We start from the raw sequence: 14,652 nt of genomic DNA on the forward strand, positions 1-14,652 counted from the left end.
CGGCGCCTTGCATGAAAGGAGCGTCATATGGCTTTGCTGGACATCCCCTGCACCACCATCAAGGGCGAACAGAAGACCCTGGCGGACTTTCCGGCCAAGGCCGTGCTGATCGTCAATACCGCCAGCCAGTGCGGTTTCACCCCGCAGTACAAGGGGCTGGAAAAGCTCTGGCAAGACTACCGCGAGCGCGGCCTGGTGGTGCTCGGGTTCCCCTGCAACCAGTTCGGCAAGCAGGAGCCGGGGGATGAGCGGGCGATCTCACAGTTCTGCGAGCTGAACTTCGGCGTCAGCTTCCCGCTGTTTCGCAAGGTCGATGTCAACGGCCCGGGCGCCCACCCGCTGTTCGTCGAATTGAAGAAGCGCGCGCCCGGCCTGCTGGGCTCCCAGGGCATCAAGTGGAACTTCACCAAGTTCCTCCTCGACCCGAAGACCGGCACCGTCAGCCGTTATGCCCCTACTACCAAGCCCGAAGCCTTGAACGCCAGCATCGAGGCGCTGCTCAAGTGATCTGTGGCGGGGCCCAGTGGTCGATCATGGCCTCCAGCTCCTCGCGCCGGAACGGCTTGGCCAGATAATCGTTCATGCCCGCAGCGCGGCACCGCTCGCGCTCCTCGGGCATGGCGTTGGCCGTCAGGGCGACGATCGGCAGGTTCGGCCAGCGCCCGCTCTGGCGAATACGGCGGCTGGCCTCGTAGCCGTCCATTACTGGCATGTTGCAGTCCATCAGGACCAGGTCGAACTGCTCGTTCTCCAGTTGCTCCAGGGCTTCGGCACCGTGGGCGGCGACGCTCGTTTCGCAGCCCAGCTTGGCCAGCATGCCCTTGGCTACCAGTTGGTTGACCGGGTTGTCCTCCACCAGCAGGATCCGCCCCCGCGACACATTTTTCGGTTGGTCGGGTTGCTTGACCTGGACGCCTTCGTCCGCCCGCGTCAGTACCCGGCGCAAGGCCTGGTACAGCGCGCTGCGAGCCAGTGGCCTGGCCTGTTGTTGCAGCGGAGCCAGGCTCGCGGCCTGCTCGCCGGGAAGAAAGTTGCCATAGGCGGTAACCAGCAGGATCGGGGCCTTGCTCGCCGGACGCAGGGTCAGAACGCAGTCCAGATCATCGGTAATCAGCAGGTCGGGGGTTTCGCCGCCAAGATCGTCCAGCGAATCCAGGCGCCGATAGTGCAGGCCCCAGTGCGGCAGCAAGGTTTGCAGCAGCTCGGCCAGGCCGCTTTTGGCGTTGCTGATGGCGACCACCTGGCCGTGCAGCGGCTCCGGCACGACCGCTGCGGTATGGCCGGGCAATGGCAGCTCGGCACTGAACTGGCTGCCGAAGCCTGATTCGGAACTGATGCTCAAGCGCCCTTGCATGGCTTCGCAGAGGTTGTTGGTCAGGGTCAGGCCGAGGCCGGTGCCACCGTACTGCCGAGTGATACCGGCGCCGGCCTGGGTGAAAGGCTGGAAGATACGGCTCTGGGCTTCCGGGGCGATGCCGATGCCGGTATCGCAGACATCGATGCGCACGCCGCCGCTTTGCGTGCTCAGGCGCACGTCGACCCGACCGAAGCGGGTGAACTTGAGGGCATTGGAAAGCAGGTTGCTGACGATCTGCCTGACCCGGGTCGGGTCGCCCAGCACCATCGAGGGGAATCCAGGGTCGATCAGGCAGGTCAGCTCGACGTTCGGCGCGGTGTTCTGTGACAGCAGGTTGGCGGTGTCTTCCACCAGCGTGCCAAGGTCGAAGGGAATCCGCTCCAATTCCAGCTGGCCAGCATCGAACTTGGACAGGTCGAGGATATCGTTGAGCAACTCCACCAGCACCTTGCCCGAGTCGTGGGCAATCGACAGTTGCTGGCGCTGCTCGGTGGTCAGCGGGCTGTCCAGCGACAGCGCGATCATGCCCAGCAGGCCGTTGAGCGGCGTGCGGATCTCGTGGCTCATGTTGGCCAGGAAGGCGGCGCGGGCCTGGGCCATGTCGAGGGCGCGGCGGCGGGCGTCTTCCAGTTCCAGGTTGGACTGGCTCAGGCGGTTGTTGCTGGCCTTGAGTTCGTTGGTGCGCGCCGAAACGATGTTCTCCAGCTGGTTGAGGTAATCGGTCAGGCGGTTTTCCGCGTTGCGCCGCTGCTGGATCTCGGTGGCCATGGTGACGAACTGCTGGTTGGCAACCTTGACCAGCACGCCGATTTCGTCGTCTTCGTGGCCCACCGGAAAGGGCAGCTTGCCTTGCGCGCCGTTGCGCGGGTCACTGTTGCTCAGGGCGCTGATCACCCGCACCAGCGGCTTGGTCAGCATCATGTAGAACAGCGCCAGGAGAATCCCGGTCAATACCAGGCTGCGCACGAAGCCGTTGAGCAGGGTGACTTCCGCCCGTTTGAGAAAGCGGCTGCCGAAGGCGAAGGTATCGACATCGATATAAAGGGTGCCCAGGTACTCGTCGGGCATATGGCTGAGATACAGGCGGTTGCGAAATTCGCGGTTGTTGCCGAACAGGAAGTCGCTGATGGCCCGGTAGGTGCTTTCCTCGCGGGGGCGCTGCATATCGGCGAGCACGGTATCGTTGTTGTCGACCAGCCGGGCACGGACGATGGCCGGGGATTGCAGCAGGCCGAGGGTCAATTCCTGGGCCAGTTCGGCATCGATGTTGTAGGCGATGCGCGAGGCGGTGTTGTGGCTGATATCCAGCAGCGCTTGCATCTCACGGTTGATGGAAGCGTCTTCGCTGGCATAATCGATGCCTATCTGGATGAGACTGAGCAAGGTTCCCAGGATGAAGCCGACGAGGACGGTCAGCCGGGCTTGCTTGTACGACAGGCGATTGGTGAACTTGATATCCATGGTCCCGAGCCAGTTCCACATTCCATGCGCTGCGCAAGCATAGCCGATCAACCCCGGCTGCTGGCATGTACTGTCACACATTCAGCTCGCTCGTTAATGCCTGAATCTGACCGAGGAATTCCCGTGGACTCCCGATTGAATGCGTTTCTCGAACGTGCCGAAACCGTATTGGCGCGTCTCGAACCCTTGTTGCCGATGCCGCGCCCGGACATCGACTGGAACCTGTGCCTGGCGGCGCGCTGGCAGCGCGATGGACGCAGCGGTTTTCTCCTGCCGCTGGAAGTGAGCCTGGACATCCGCCTGTCCGACCTGATCGGTGTCGATCAGCAACGTGAACAGCTTGGGCGCAACACCCGGCAGTTCCTCGATGGCATGCCGGCCAACCATGCACTGCTGTGGGGTTCGCGCGGTACCGGCAAGTCGTCGCTGGTGCGTGCCTTGCTGGCAGAACATGCCGGCGCCGGTCTGCGCCTGATCGAGATCGAGCGCGATCATCTCGCCGACCTGCCGCGGGTGGTCGAACAGTTGCAAAGGCTGCCGCAGCGCTTCGTGCTGTTCTGCGACGACCTGTCGTTCGAAGCCGGGGAGGGCGACTACCGGGTGCTCAAGAGCGTACTTGACGGCTCCCTGGAACAGGCGCCGGACAACGTGCTGTTGTATGCCACGTCCAATCGCCGCCACCTGGTGCCGGAGAAGCAGAGCGACAACGAGAACTGGAAGATGATCGACGGCGAGCTGCATCCCAGCGAGGCGGTGGAAGACAAGATCGCCTTGTCCGATCGTTTCGGCCTGTGGCTGTCGTTCTATCCGTTCAGCCAGGAGCATTTCCTGAATGTCGTCGAGCACTGGATAGGCCAGTTGGCCAAGGGCCCCGGCCTGGTCTGGCAGCGCGACGAAGAACTGGACAAGGCCGCGATCCGCTGGGCAACCGGCCGCGGCAACCGTAATGGCCGTTGTGCCTATCAGTTCGCCCGCTATTGGGTCGGACTCAAACTGCTGGAGCAACACAAATGATCGATTTGAATGCGGCAGGCGCCGGACTGGGTGGTTACGCCCTGCTGGCGGCGCAGCTGGAAGCCTTGCTTTCCGGCGAGCGCGACTTCATTGCCAATGCCGCGCAGTTTTCCGCGTTCCTGTACAACCAGGTCGATGACCTGAACTGGGCAGGGTTTTACCTGAACCGGGATGGTGAACTGGTGCTCGGCCCGTTCCAGGGCCAGGTGGCCTGCGTGCGCATTGCCTTCGGGCGTGGCGTGTGCGGCGCTGCCGCTGCAAGCCTGGAGACCCAGCGGGTCGAGGACGTGCACGCCTTTCCCGGGCATATCGCCTGCGACAGTGCGTCCAACAGCGAACTGGTGATTCCGCTGGTCAAGGACGGTCGGCTGATTGGTGTGCTGGACCTGGACAGTCCGAAGCTGGCTCGATTTGGCGCGGAGGATCAGGCGGGGCTGGAGCGGTTGGTGGAGATTTTCCTGCAGGCGACGGATTGCTGATTCTCGAGATTTGATTCCGGGCTGATGGCCTCATCGCTGGCAAGTCGGACCGCCGCACCGCAGCTCCCACAGTGTCCTGCGGTGCCTGTGGGAGCTGCGGTGCGGCGGTCCGACTTGCCAGCGATGAGGCCATCAACAACAGCGGAAATCTACAGCTACGATATCAGTCGTAGATGACTTTCTTCTTCCAGTTCTCTTCTTCGTCGGTCTTCAAGCCCTCGGTGAGGGCGTTGGTGTCGTCGGCGGTCGGTTCGATGGTATCCAGGACCATGGAATTGGCCCGGTTCAGCATCTTTTCCATGTATTCCAGCTGCTCCCGGTATTGCGCGGGCTCCGGTTGCTTGCGCAGGTACTGCACGCCGCGCTCGAAGGCCAGGCGGGCATGCCCGGGCTGGTTCTGCTGCAGTGCGGCCTGGCCGAGGTTATTGAAGAACTCGATATGCAGCACCACCAGGATGTGGCGGATTTCCTTGACCCAGTACTTGGCTTCGTTGGTAGCCAGGAAGCCTTCCTGGCAGGCGCGCACTACCTGGCTGTGCAGCGCCTCCAGCAGGAAGCGGATGTCCTTGGCCTTGGCTTCGGTCTGGATCGGCGAAGGCGGGTTGGTTACCGGGAGCGATTCGCCCTGGGCGATTAGGGTATCCAGTTCGCCGATACGCGTGCGAATGGCGTCGTTGTTCTTGTCCAGGGCCAACTGGCGCTGGTTGAGGTTGAGTTCGAGGCGGGTCAGCAGCAGCTTGAGGGCTGGGGTCATCAGCTGGCCGGGAAAGGTTTCGGTGATCTCGCCCACGCGCCGCAAGCGGTCGGCCAGCTCGACCTTGAGTCGCGCGCGTTCCAGCTTGTTGTTCTCGACCACATTGTTGAGATAGCCGATCACGATCAGTAAGGCGATACCCGCCACTATAAGCAGGGTAATCATTAGTGGTGTCACCGTTCACGCCTCGTCAGTCAGGTATACCGATTGAGTGTAGTGGCTTCCCATTTGCCCGGATAGAGCAGTTTGGCAGAAGCCGGCCGGGGATTGATGGCAATTTGCCGTGAGTCACAGTTGGACAACTCATTCCCTGCTTTTTCTTTGTCGGCAGCGTCGGACAATTCAACAGGGCGCGGGCCTTGCGGAGGTCTGAAAACTGCCCGAAGTCATTGATTTAAATAAATTTCTAATTTGGGGTTGACGACCCTGAAAAGCCCCCCTAGAATGCGCGCCACTTGCAGCGTAAAGCACACAGCGAAACGCGGCAGGGAGTGAAAAGTTGTAGCGTGTCCCCTTCGTCTAGTGGCCTAGGACACCGCCCTTTCACGGCGGTAACAGGGGTTCGAGTCCCCTAGGGGACGCCAATGCGGGAATAGCTCAGTTGGTAGAGCACGACCTTGCCAAGGTCGGGGTCGCGAGTTCGAGTCTCGTTTCCCGCTCCAATTTACAAAGGTTTCGCCTTCATGGCGGGGCTTGTAAAAAATCCAGTTTTGAAGCCCATGCTTTCGATGCTGGTCACTGAATCAAGCGACTGCTCGTTTCAGGAAGAGTCCCCTTCGTCTAGTGGCCTAGGACACCGCCCTTTCACGGCGGTAACAGGGGTTCGAGTCCCCTAGGGGACGCCAATATGCGGGAATAGCTCAGTTGGTAGAGCACGACCTTGCCAAGGTCGGGGTCGCGAGTTCGAGTCTCGTTTCCCGCTCCAAATATGGCGCTACTGGATCTTCGGGTCGGGTAGCAAGAAAAAAAGGACCTTCGGGTCCTTTTTTCGTTTTTGTCGGAAAAATCCCAGGCATTACGCGGACCTTGTGGGAGCGGGTAAACCCGCTCCCACAAGGTCCGCGTCATGCTTTCGCTCAGTGCTTGCTGTCCTGCTCGGACATGCTCAGCAACTGCTTTTCCTGGTTCCAGTCGAACGGCTCGTCGTTCTGCTCCGCAGCGTAACGGCGTTCTTCCAGCTCCTGGTACAGGTCCAGTTCTTCATCCGGCATGAAGTGCAGGCAATCACCACCGAAGAACCACAACAGGTCCCGCGGTACCAGGTGGGCGATCTGTGGATAACGCTGGATGACCTGGCACATCAGGTCCTGGCCCAGGTACTGGCTTTCCAGCGGGTCCTGCGGCAGTTGTTCCAGCAGTTCGTCGAAGCGTTCGAGGAACAGGGCGTGGCTCTCTTCCGGTACCTGCTCGGCTTCGCCCAGGGCGGCGAGGATGCTGCGCAGGTGTTTGAGCAGGACAAGGTGGTAGTCCAGGTGTGCATTGGCCATGCGGGCGATCCTCCAAAGCAAAAACGGGCGCGGGAGTATAAGGCCCCCCGCGCCCGATGTCCCGGTCGGATGACGATCAGCGCACCTTGCCGGTGCTCGGTAGCAGTTCCTCCTTGGTGAAGGCATCGACATCGATGACCTTGCGCCGCGCCGCTTCGGCCTCACGCAGTTTTTCCGCTTGTGCCGTGTCCAGCGCACCGCTGCGCAGCGCCGCGTCGATCAGCGACTCGCCGGCATCGACTGTGAATTCTCCGTTTTTCAGGGCATGGCGCAGGTTCTTGTGGGCGTCGGCACTGTCGCCCAGCAACTGGCTGGCGTGCTGCAGCGCGCCTACCGGATCTTCTGGATCGGTCGGGCGGTAGCAGCCGTCGAGCAGCGCTTCCAGCGCGGGGTCCCCGGCACTGCGACCAATCAGTTCGGCGATTTCCGCGTCCAGTTCGTCGCTTGGCCCTGTATGCCGGCGGCCAAACGGGAACACCACCAGGCGCAACGCGCAGCCGAGCAGGCGGTTGGGGAAGTTGTCGAGCAGCCGGTCCAGCGCCTGTTCCGCCTGGCCGAGGCTTTCTTCCATAGCCCAGCGCAGCAGGGGCTGCAGGTGCGAAGGGGAATTCAGGTCGTGGTAGCGCTTGAGCGCTGCCGAACCCAAGTACAGGTAGCTGAGAACATCACCCAGGCGCGCCGACAGGCGCTCCCGGCGTTTAAGTTCGCCACCGAGCAGCATCATGCACAGGTCGGCAAGCAGGGCAAAGGCTGCGGCCTGTCGGTTCAACGCGCGGAAGTAGCCCTGGCTCAGCGGGTCGCCGGGGACTTTCTCGAAATGCCCGAGGCCCAGCCCCAGCACCAGGGTGCTGGCCGCATTGCCGACGGCGAAACCGATATGCTGCATCAGCAACCGGTCGAATTCATGCACCGCCTGGTCACGGTCCTCGCGCCCGGCGAGGGCCATCTCCTTGAGTACGAACGGATGGCAGCGGATCGCGCCCTGGCCGAAGATCATCAGGTTGCGCGAAAGAATGTTGGCGCCCTCCACGGTAATGAAGATCGGCGCCCCCTGCCAGTTGCGGCCCAGGTAGTTGTTCGGGCCCATGATGATGCCCTTGCCGCCGTGGATATCCATGGCGTGCTGGATGCACTCGCGGCCGCGCTCGGTGAGGTGGTACTTGAGGATGGCCGACAGCACCGAGGGCTTTTCGCCCAGGTCCACTGCCTTGGCGGTGAGCAGGCGGGCGCTGTCCATCAGCCAGGCGTTGCCGCCGATGCGCGCCAGGGATTCCTGGATGCCTTCGAAGGCCGCCAGGGGCACGTTGAACTGTTCGCGGATCCGGGTGTACTGGCCACTGACCAGGCTGGTGAACTTGGCCGCGCCGGTACCCACGGCCGGCAGCGAGATCGACCGGCCTACCGACAGGCAGTTCATCAGCATCATCCAGCCCTTGCCGAGCATGGCCTGGCCGCCGATGAGAAAGTCCAGCGGGATGAACACGTCCTTGCCTTCGTTGGGGCCGTTCATGAACGCCGCGCCGAGGGGCAGATGGCGCTTGCCGATCTCGACGCCGGGCGTGTCGGTGGGGATCAGCGCCAGGCTGATGCCCAGTTCGTCTTCATCGCCCAGCAGGTGCTCGGGGTCGTACGCCTTGAAGGCCAGGCCGAGCAGGGTTGCGACAGGTCCGAGGGTGATGTAGCGCTTTTCCCAGTTCAGGCGCAGGCCGATGACTTCTTCGCCTTTCCACTGGCCTTTGCAGATGATCCCGGTGTCCGGCATCGCACCGGCATCAGAGCCGGCGAGTGGGCCCGTCAGGGCGAAACAGGGAATTTCTTCGCCACGGGCCAGGCGCGGCAGGTAGTGGTTGCGCTGCTCATCAGTACCGTAATGCAGCAGCAATTCTGCCGGGCCGAGGGAGTTGGGAACCATCACGGTCGAGGCCAGGTCACCGCTGCGGGTTGCCAGCTTCATCGCCACCTGGGAATGGGCGTAGGCGGAAAAACCTTTGCCGCCGTACTCCTTGGGAATGATCAGGGCGAAGAATCCGTGGGTCTTGATGTGCTCCCAGGCCTGTGCTGGCAGGTCCATGTCCTGACCGATCTGCCAGTCGCTGACCATGGCGCAGAGTTCTTCCGTGGGACCGTCGATGAACGCCTGTTCTTCCGCGGTGAGTTCAGGCTTCGAGTAGCCCAGCAGGGTGTCCCAGTTCGGTCGGCCGCTGAACAGTTCCCCGTCCCACCACACGGTGCCGGCGTCTATGGCTTCGCGCTCGGTGACCGACATCGGCGGGAGGGTGCGCTGGAACCAGGCGAACAGTGGTGCGGTGAGCAGCTTGCGGCGCAGGTCTGGAAGCAACAGGGGCGCGGCGATGGCGGCGACCACCAGCAACAGCACGAAGATCAGCCAGCCCGGTGCCCGAGAAAAGATGCCCATGGCAACCACATAGGCCGCCACCAGTGCCAGGGCGGGCAGGGCGGGGGTACGGCGATGCGCGAGCCAGGCGGCCCCGAGTACGAGCACAAGCAACCACAACAGCAACATAGTCTTTCCTCCTGGAAACCTTTCACGTGTCAGGACATCCGTCAGAGCGTAGTCGGTCTCTGCGCAACGGCCTCGTCTGAACAGTGACAGGTCCTTTCCAAAGGAGTTCGGCAGCGGTTGCCTGGGCAGCGCGCTGGGGTAGACTGGGCCTCCCTCGCAGGTAACAGGATGTAAAAATGCTCAAGATCTGGGGTCGGAAAAATTCCAGCAACGTGCGCAAGGTGCTGTGGTGCGCGCAGGAGCTGGGGTTGCAGTACGAGGCGGTGGATGCCGGTGGAGCGTTCGGCGTGGTCAACGAGCCGCACTACCGCGCACTCAATCCCAATGGCGTGGTGCCAACGATAGAAGACGACGGGCTGGTGCTCTGGGAGTCCAACACCATCGTGCGCTACCTGGGTGCCAGGTACGCTCCCGGTACCTCCTGGTATCCCGAGGATCCGGTGGTGCGGGCCAAGGCGGAGAAATGGATGGACTGGACCACCTCGTCCCTGGCCACGCCGTTCCGCCCCCTGTTCTGGGGCATCCTGCGCACGCCACCGGACCAGCAGGACTGGGTGGCGATCAACGCGGCGCAAAAGGCCTGTGCACAATTGCTGTCGATCGCCGACGAGGCCCTGGCCTCTCAGCCGTTCCTGTCCGGCCAGGAAGCGGGCATGGGCGACATCCCCTTGGGCTGCTTCGTCTACGCCTGGTTCGAGATGCCCATCGAGCGTCCGCAGATGCGTCATCTGCGCGCCTGGTACGACCGTCTGCGTGAGCGTCCGGCCTACCAGGCGGCGGTGATGACCGCGTTGACCTGATCGTTTCGCTCGATGTGATAGTTAATATCGATAGAGTTGACTGTACTTGTGCGGCCAAGGTGAGCACCATGGCCGCATTTATCCTGGCCGGTATGCCGGCACAGGCAGATTTCCCGAACAATTCCAAAGGTACGCGGACCCGCCATGAGTTCAGCCCTGTCCATTCGGCAGCTAACCAAGACCTACGGCAACGGCTTCCAGGCCCTCAAGGGCATCGACCTGGATGTCGCCGAGGGCGACTTCTTTGCCTTGCTGGGCCCCAACGGTGCCGGCAAATCCACCACCATCGGCATTCTTTCGACCCTGGTGAACAAGACCAGCGGCAGCGTCAGTGTCTTCGGACATGATCTCGATCGCCAGCCTGCCGCGCTCAAGCGCAGCATCGGCGTGGTGCCCCAGGAGTTCAACTTCAACCAGTTCGAAAAGACCTTCGACATCGTCGTGACCCAGGCGGGTTATTACGGCATTCCGGCGAAGGTCGCCAAGGAGCGCGCCGAGCAGTACCTGACCCAACTGGGCCTGTGGGAAAAGCGCGACGTGCCTTCCCGCTCGCTGTCAGGCGGCATGAAGCGCCGCCTGATGATCGCCCGGGCGCTGATCCATCAGCCGCGCCTGCTGATCCTCGACGAGCCCACGGCCGGTGTCGACATCGAGCTGCGCCGGTCGATGTGGAGCTTCCTTACCGAACTGAACCAGCAGGGCATTACCATCATCCTCACTACCCATTACCTGGAGGAGGCCGAGCAGCTGTGCCGCAACATCGGCATCATCGACCACGGCACCATCGTCGAGAACACCAGCATGCGCCAGTTGCTGGGCAAGCTGCATGTCGAAACCTTCGTCCTCGACCTGCGCCATGACCTGGCCCAGGCTCCGCAACTGGCCGGCTACCCGTGTCGCCTTATCAACGCCCATACCCTGGAAGTCCAGGTGGACAAGGATGCAGGCATTACCGCGCTGTTCACCCAGCTGGCCCTGCAGAACATCGAAGTGACCAGCCTGCGCAACAAGACCAACCGTCTCGAGGAGCTGTTCGTGTCCCTGGTTGAAAAGAATCTGTCCAAGGTGGCGATATGAGTTCGGAACTGCGCGCCAACCTGGTCGCCCTCAACACCATCGTCTACCGCGAAGTACGCCGTTTCACCCGGATCTGGCCGCAGACCCTGCTGCCGCCGGCGATCACCATGGTCCTGTACTTCGTGATCTTCGGTAACCTGATCGGCCGCCAGATCGGCGACATGGGCGGCTTCAGCTACATGGAGTACATCGTGCCGGGCCTGATCATGATGTCGGTGATCACCAACTCCTACGGCAACGTGGTTTCCAGCTTCTTCGGCAGCAAGTTCCAGCGCTCGATCGAGGAACTGATGGTCTCGCCGGTGTCGCCGCACACCATCCTGATCGGCTACACCCTGGGCGGTGTCCTGCGCGGGCTGGCGGTCGGGGTGATCGTGACGCTGCTGTCGCTGTTCTTCACCCATCTGCAGGTGCATCACCTGGGTATCACCGTGCTGGTGGTGCTGCTCACCGCGACCATCTTCTCGCTGCTCGGCTTCATCAATGCGGTGTTCGCGCGCAATTTCGACGATATCTCGATCATCCCGACCTTCGTCCTGACGCCGCTGACCTACCTGGGCGGGGTGTTCTACTCGATCAACCTGCTGCCGCCGTTCTGGCAGACCGTGTCGCTGGCCAACCCGGTGCTGCACATGGTCAATTCTTTCCGCTACGGCATCCTCGGCGTGTCCGATATCCGCATCGGCGTTGCCATCACCTTCATGTTGATCGCCACTGCCGTGCTGTATTTCGGCTGCGTCCGGCTACTGGTCAGTGGGCGCGGAATGCGCAGCTGATCTTGCCTTGCGCCGGCGCCACTGCCTGCCCACCCACCAGCGCCAATAGAGCATGGTCAGGCAGTAGGCGAGGGCGCCGAGCAGCAGCCCGCAGACCACCGAGCCGAGCAGGAAGGGTTGCCACAGGGTCGACAACTGCTCGGTGATCCAGTCGAAGGTGATTTCCTCGGGCAGGGTGCGCGGGGGGATGCCCATGAGCCAGGCGCCCATCTGGTAGGTGCAGTAGAACACCGGGGGCATGGTGATGGGATTGGTCAGCCAGACCAGGCTGACGGCGATGGGCATGTTGCCGCGCACCAGGATCGCCAGGCTGGCCGCCAGCAGCATCTGCATCGGGATCGGAATGAACGCGGCGAACAGGCCTACCGCCATGGCCCGGGCCACCGAATGGCGGTTCAGGTGCCAGAGGTTGGCGTCATGCAGCAGCCGACCGAGAAAACGTAAGGATTTATGTTCCCGGATGCTCGTCGGATCGGGCATGTAGCGTTTGAAAAGTCGACGCGGCATGTGGGGTCTCGGCGTTCGGAAGGGGCAAGTATGCACGTATTACAAACTGTGCCCATTCAGACTTTGTGACAATTAATAAGTGAGCCCCGCTTCGCCTTGGGCTAAGCCTGCGAGGTCATGGTTTTATCCGGGGTTCAACCGATGCGCACAGGGATGTTGGCGCTCTCGCTCGGGCTTTTGTGTCCGATCTTTCTGACCGCGTTGCCGTCCGTCGGAGCGCTTTCGGTCCTCGCCGTGCTGTGCCTGGTTTGCCTGTGGCGGCGCTTGTTCCCTCTGGCGTTTTTCCTCTTCGGGGTGTGCTGGTCCAGCCTCTGCGCACAAAGCGCGCTGGATGATCGCCTGGCGCGTCAGCTCGATGGCCGGACCTTGTGGATCGAGGGGCGGGTGGTCGGTTTGCCGGAGCAGGGTGGACAGCGGGTGCGCTTCGAGTTGCAGGACGCGCAATCACGCCGTGCCGAATTGCCGCGCCGCCTGCGCCTGACCTGGCAGGACGGCCCGGCGCTCAACAGCGGCGAGCGCTGGCGCCTGGCGGTCAATCTGAAACAGCCACAAGGCCTGCTCAATCCTCATGCCGCGGATGCCGAGGCGATGCTGCTGGCCCGGGGCATCGGCGGGCTGGGCTCGGTCAAGGATGGTGTACGCATGGCGCCGGCCAGTGGTGCCTGGCGCGATGGTATTCGCCAGCGGTTGCTGGCGACACCGGCCAATGGCCGGGAGGCGGCGCTGGCGGCCCTGGTGCTGGGCGATGGCGCCGGCCTGGCGCGGTAAGACTGGAACGTCCTGCAAGCTACCGGCACCGTGCACCTGCTGGTGATTTCCGGCCAGCATATCGGCTTGCTGGCCGGGTTGGTCTATGCCCTGGTGGTCGGCCTGTTCCGCCTCGGCTGGTGGCCGCAGCGCCAGCCCTGGTTGCCCTGGGCCTGCGGGCTGGCGTTCGCCGCTGCGTTGGGCTACGGCGTGCTGGCCGGGTTCCAGGTCCCGGTGCAGCGTGCCTGCATCATGCTGGCGGTCGTGCTGCTCTGGCGTTTGCGCTTTCGCCATCTCGGGGTCGCCTGGCCGTTGCTGATCGCGCTGAACGGCGTGCTGCTGTTCGAGCCGCTGGCAGCGCTGTTGCCGGGCTTCTGGCTATCGTTCGGGGCCGTTGCGGTACTGGTCATGGTGCTCGGCGGTCGATTGGGACGCTGGCCGATCTGGACGGCCTGGGGGCGGGTGCAATGGTTCATCGCCATCGGTCTGCTGCCGCTGCTGCTGGCGCTGGGTTTGCCGGTCAGTCTCAGCGCGCCGCTGGCCAACCTGGTGGCGGTGCCCTGGCTGAGCATCCTGGTGCTGCCGCTGGCCCTGGCGGGAACCTTGCTGTTGCCGCTGCCCTTGGTCGGCGAAGGGCTGCTCTGGCTGGCGGGCGGTTTGCTCGGATGGTTGTTCGACCTGCTCGGCTGGATGGCGGCCTGGCGTCCGGCCTGGATTCCACCGGCATTGCCGCTGTGGAGCTGGCTGCTGGTCTGCCTGGGCGCGTTTCTGTTGTTGCTGCCGGCAGGGTTGCCGATGCGCCAGCTGGGTTGGCCCCTGTTGCTGCTGGCCGGCTTCACCCCGCGAGCTGCCGTTCCGCCGGGGCAGGTGGATGTCTGGCAACTGGATGTCGGCCAGGGGCAGGCGTTCGTTCTGCGCACCCGGGACCACGCCTTGCTTTACGACGCCGGTCCCGCGCGAGGCGATGTGGATCTTGGCGAGCGGGTGGTGGTGCCGACCCTGCTCAAGCTTGGCATTCGCCGACTGGACCTGATGTTGATCAGCCATGCCCACGCCGACCATGCCGGCGGTGCCCTCGCAGTGCAGCGTGGCTTGCCGGTGGATCGGGTGGTGGCCGGCGAGCCGGATCCGTCCTGGCCGGCCGATGCCTGTACCAGTGGCGAGGCCTGGGTGTGGAACGAGGTGCGCTTTTCACTCTGGCAATGGCAGGGCGCGGACGACAGCAACCAGCACTCCTGCGTCCTGAAGGTGGAGGCGTCCGGTGAAACCCTGCTGTTGGCCGGCGATATCGACCGCTTCGCCGAGCAGGCCTGGCTGCAAGGCTTCCAGGCCGGGCCGGTGGATTGGCTGCAGGCGCCGCATCATGGCAGCCGGACCTCGTCCAGTGCCCCTTTCCTGGATGTGCTGCGGCCTCGCGGGGTGCTGGTTTCCCGTGGTCGGCACAATGGCTTCGGCCATCCGTCGCCGCTGGTAACGGCCCGCTACGCCGCGCGGCATATCGCTGTCTACGACAGCGCCGTGCTCGGTGCGGTGCATCTGCGTCTGGGCAGCTTCGGCAGCGCGCGTGGCGAGCGCGAGCGGGGCAAATTCTGGCGCGATCCGACATGACAGCCTTCGGCAGCCATGGCCCCCTATGGTAGAGTGCAGAACTTTTTCCGAGGGGGTCCTT

The 14,652-nt window shown here is 63.2% G+C and carries 11 protein-coding genes, 4 tRNA genes and 1 pseudogene; 11 read left to right on the plus strand and 5 right to left on the minus strand.

Annotated elements, in window-relative coordinates; translation table 11 throughout:
• The first annotated feature begins 27 nt into the window (after positions 1-27).
• The gene (locus ACPFMA_RS07890; protein ID WP_009398344.1) at positions 28-507 is read left to right on the plus strand and encodes a glutathione peroxidase; all 480 of its coding nucleotides are present in this window, start codon (positions 28-30) and stop codon (positions 505-507) included.
• On the opposite strand, the gene ACPFMA_RS07895 is transcribed toward ACPFMA_RS07890, so the two are convergent.
• Positions 500-2,818, minus strand: a complete 2,319-nt coding sequence (locus ACPFMA_RS07895; RefSeq protein ID WP_425929937.1) for a response regulator — start codon at positions 2,816-2,818, stop codon at positions 500-502. The two genes, ACPFMA_RS07890 and ACPFMA_RS07895, sit on opposite strands and share 8 nt — an antisense overlap.
• Positions 2,819-2,941: 123 nt before the next feature.
• On the opposite strand from ACPFMA_RS07895, the gene ACPFMA_RS07900 reads away from it, so the two are divergent.
• Positions 2,942-3,832 (plus strand): ATP-binding protein, encoded by an 891-nt coding sequence (locus tag ACPFMA_RS07900; protein ID WP_009398346.1) that lies wholly within the window; start codon positions 2,942-2,944, stop codon positions 3,830-3,832.
• Positions 3,829-4,311 (plus strand): GAF domain-containing protein, encoded by a 483-nt coding sequence (locus tag ACPFMA_RS07905; RefSeq protein ID WP_420057492.1) that lies wholly within the window; start codon positions 3,829-3,831, stop codon positions 4,309-4,311. Before ACPFMA_RS07900 ends, ACPFMA_RS07905 begins: the two co-directional genes overlap by 4 nt.
• A 163-nt stretch (positions 4,312-4,474) precedes the next feature.
• Here the strand turns inward: ACPFMA_RS07905 and ACPFMA_RS07910 are convergent, their stop codons facing one another.
• On the minus strand, positions 4,475-5,242 hold the full coding sequence (locus ACPFMA_RS07910) for a hypothetical protein (protein WP_037059958.1): 768 nt from the start codon (positions 5,240-5,242) through the stop codon (positions 4,475-4,477).
• Positions 5,243-5,573: 331 nt separating this feature from the next.
• Here ACPFMA_RS07910 and ACPFMA_RS07915 point away from each other — a divergent pair.
• From ACPFMA_RS07915 to ACPFMA_RS07930, 4 genes are all read left to right on the plus strand, one after another.
• Positions 5,574-5,649: transfer RNA gene (locus ACPFMA_RS07915), tRNA-Glu, on the plus strand.
• A 2-nt stretch (positions 5,650-5,651) separates the two neighbouring features.
• Positions 5,652-5,727 (plus strand) — tRNA-Gly (locus tag ACPFMA_RS07920).
• Positions 5,728-5,834: 107 nt separating this feature from the next.
• Positions 5,835-5,910: transfer RNA gene (locus tag ACPFMA_RS07925), tRNA-Glu, on the plus strand.
• Between the two features lie 4 nt (positions 5,911-5,914).
• Positions 5,915-5,990: transfer RNA gene (locus ACPFMA_RS07930), tRNA-Gly, on the plus strand.
• A gap of 151 nt (positions 5,991-6,141) precedes the next feature.
• Here ACPFMA_RS07930 and ACPFMA_RS07935 read toward each other — a convergent pair.
• Positions 6,142-6,552 carry a PA2817 family protein gene (locus ACPFMA_RS07935; protein WP_009398349.1) on the minus strand — a complete coding sequence of 137 codons (411 nt, stop codon included), beginning with the start codon at positions 6,550-6,552 and terminating at the stop codon, positions 6,142-6,144.
• 76 nt (positions 6,553-6,628) lie between these two features.
• Positions 6,629-9,076 carry an acyl-CoA dehydrogenase gene (locus ACPFMA_RS07940; protein WP_425929938.1) on the minus strand — a complete coding sequence of 816 codons (2,448 nt, stop codon included), beginning with the start codon at positions 9,074-9,076 and terminating at the stop codon, positions 6,629-6,631.
• Positions 9,077-9,252: 176 nt separating this feature from the next.
• Here ACPFMA_RS07940 and ACPFMA_RS07945 point away from each other — a divergent pair, with 176 nt between their 5' ends.
• The 3 genes from ACPFMA_RS07945 to ACPFMA_RS07955 all read left to right on the plus strand — a co-directional run bounded on the left by ACPFMA_RS07945 (position 9,253) and on the right by ACPFMA_RS07955 (position 11,729).
• The gene (locus ACPFMA_RS07945) at positions 9,253-9,876 is read left to right on the plus strand and encodes a glutathione S-transferase family protein (protein ID WP_064304888.1); all 624 of its coding nucleotides are present in this window, start codon (positions 9,253-9,255) and stop codon (positions 9,874-9,876) included.
• A gap of 144 nt (positions 9,877-10,020) precedes the next feature.
• Complete coding sequence (locus tag ACPFMA_RS07950) at positions 10,021-10,953, plus strand: ABC transporter ATP-binding protein (RefSeq protein ID WP_009394829.1); 933 nt, start codon at positions 10,021-10,023, stop codon at positions 10,951-10,953.
• Complete coding sequence (locus ACPFMA_RS07955) at positions 10,950-11,729, plus strand: ABC transporter permease (protein WP_279900109.1); 780 nt, start codon at positions 10,950-10,952, stop codon at positions 11,727-11,729. The genes ACPFMA_RS07950 and ACPFMA_RS07955 overlap by 4 nt, the downstream gene beginning before the upstream one ends.
• On the opposite strand, the gene ACPFMA_RS07960 is transcribed toward ACPFMA_RS07955, so the two are convergent.
• The gene (locus ACPFMA_RS07960) at positions 11,697-12,236 is read right to left on the minus strand and encodes a DUF2062 domain-containing protein (protein ID WP_037062198.1); all 540 of its coding nucleotides are present in this window, start codon (positions 12,234-12,236) and stop codon (positions 11,697-11,699) included. The genes ACPFMA_RS07955 and ACPFMA_RS07960 overlap by 33 nt on opposite strands.
• Positions 12,237-12,377: 141 nt before the next feature.
• Here ACPFMA_RS07960 and ACPFMA_RS07965 point away from each other — a divergent pair.
• Positions 12,378-14,591: pseudogene (locus ACPFMA_RS07965) on the plus strand (DNA internalization-related competence protein ComEC/Rec2).
• Positions 14,592-14,652: the final 61 nt, after the last annotated feature.

The sequence above is a fragment of the Pseudomonas sp. NyZ201 genome, assembly GCF_049860765.1.
Classification (GTDB): domain Bacteria; phylum Pseudomonadota; class Gammaproteobacteria; order Pseudomonadales; family Pseudomonadaceae; genus Aquipseudomonas; species Aquipseudomonas bharatica.

Bases quoted from the DNA above. Each gene is read 5' to 3' on its own strand.
- ACPFMA_RS07890 (WP_009398344.1), top strand. From the start codon at position 28: ATGGCTTTGCTGGACATCCCCTGCACCACCATCAAGGGCGAACAGAAG.
- ACPFMA_RS07895 (WP_425929937.1), bottom strand. From the start codon at position 2,818: ATGGATATCAAGTTCACCAATCGCCTGTCGTACAAGCAAGCCCGGCTG.
- ACPFMA_RS07905 (WP_420057492.1), top strand. From the start codon at position 3,829: ATGATCGATTTGAATGCGGCAGGCGCCGGACTGGGTGGTTACGCCCTG.
- ACPFMA_RS07935 (WP_009398349.1), bottom strand. From the start codon at position 6,552: ATGGCCAATGCACACCTGGACTACCACCTTGTCCTGCTCAAACACCTG.
- ACPFMA_RS07940 (WP_425929938.1), bottom strand. From the start codon at position 9,076: ATGTTGCTGTTGTGGTTGCTTGTGCTCGTACTCGGGGCCGCCTGGCTC.
- ACPFMA_RS07945 (WP_064304888.1), top strand. From the start codon at position 9,253: ATGCTCAAGATCTGGGGTCGGAAAAATTCCAGCAACGTGCGCAAGGTG.
- ACPFMA_RS07950 (WP_009394829.1), top strand. From the start codon at position 10,021: ATGAGTTCAGCCCTGTCCATTCGGCAGCTAACCAAGACCTACGGCAAC.
- ACPFMA_RS07955 (WP_279900109.1), top strand. From the start codon at position 10,950: ATGAGTTCGGAACTGCGCGCCAACCTGGTCGCCCTCAACACCATCGTC.
- ACPFMA_RS07960 (WP_037062198.1), bottom strand. From the start codon at position 12,236: ATGCCGCGTCGACTTTTCAAACGCTACATGCCCGATCCGACGAGCATC.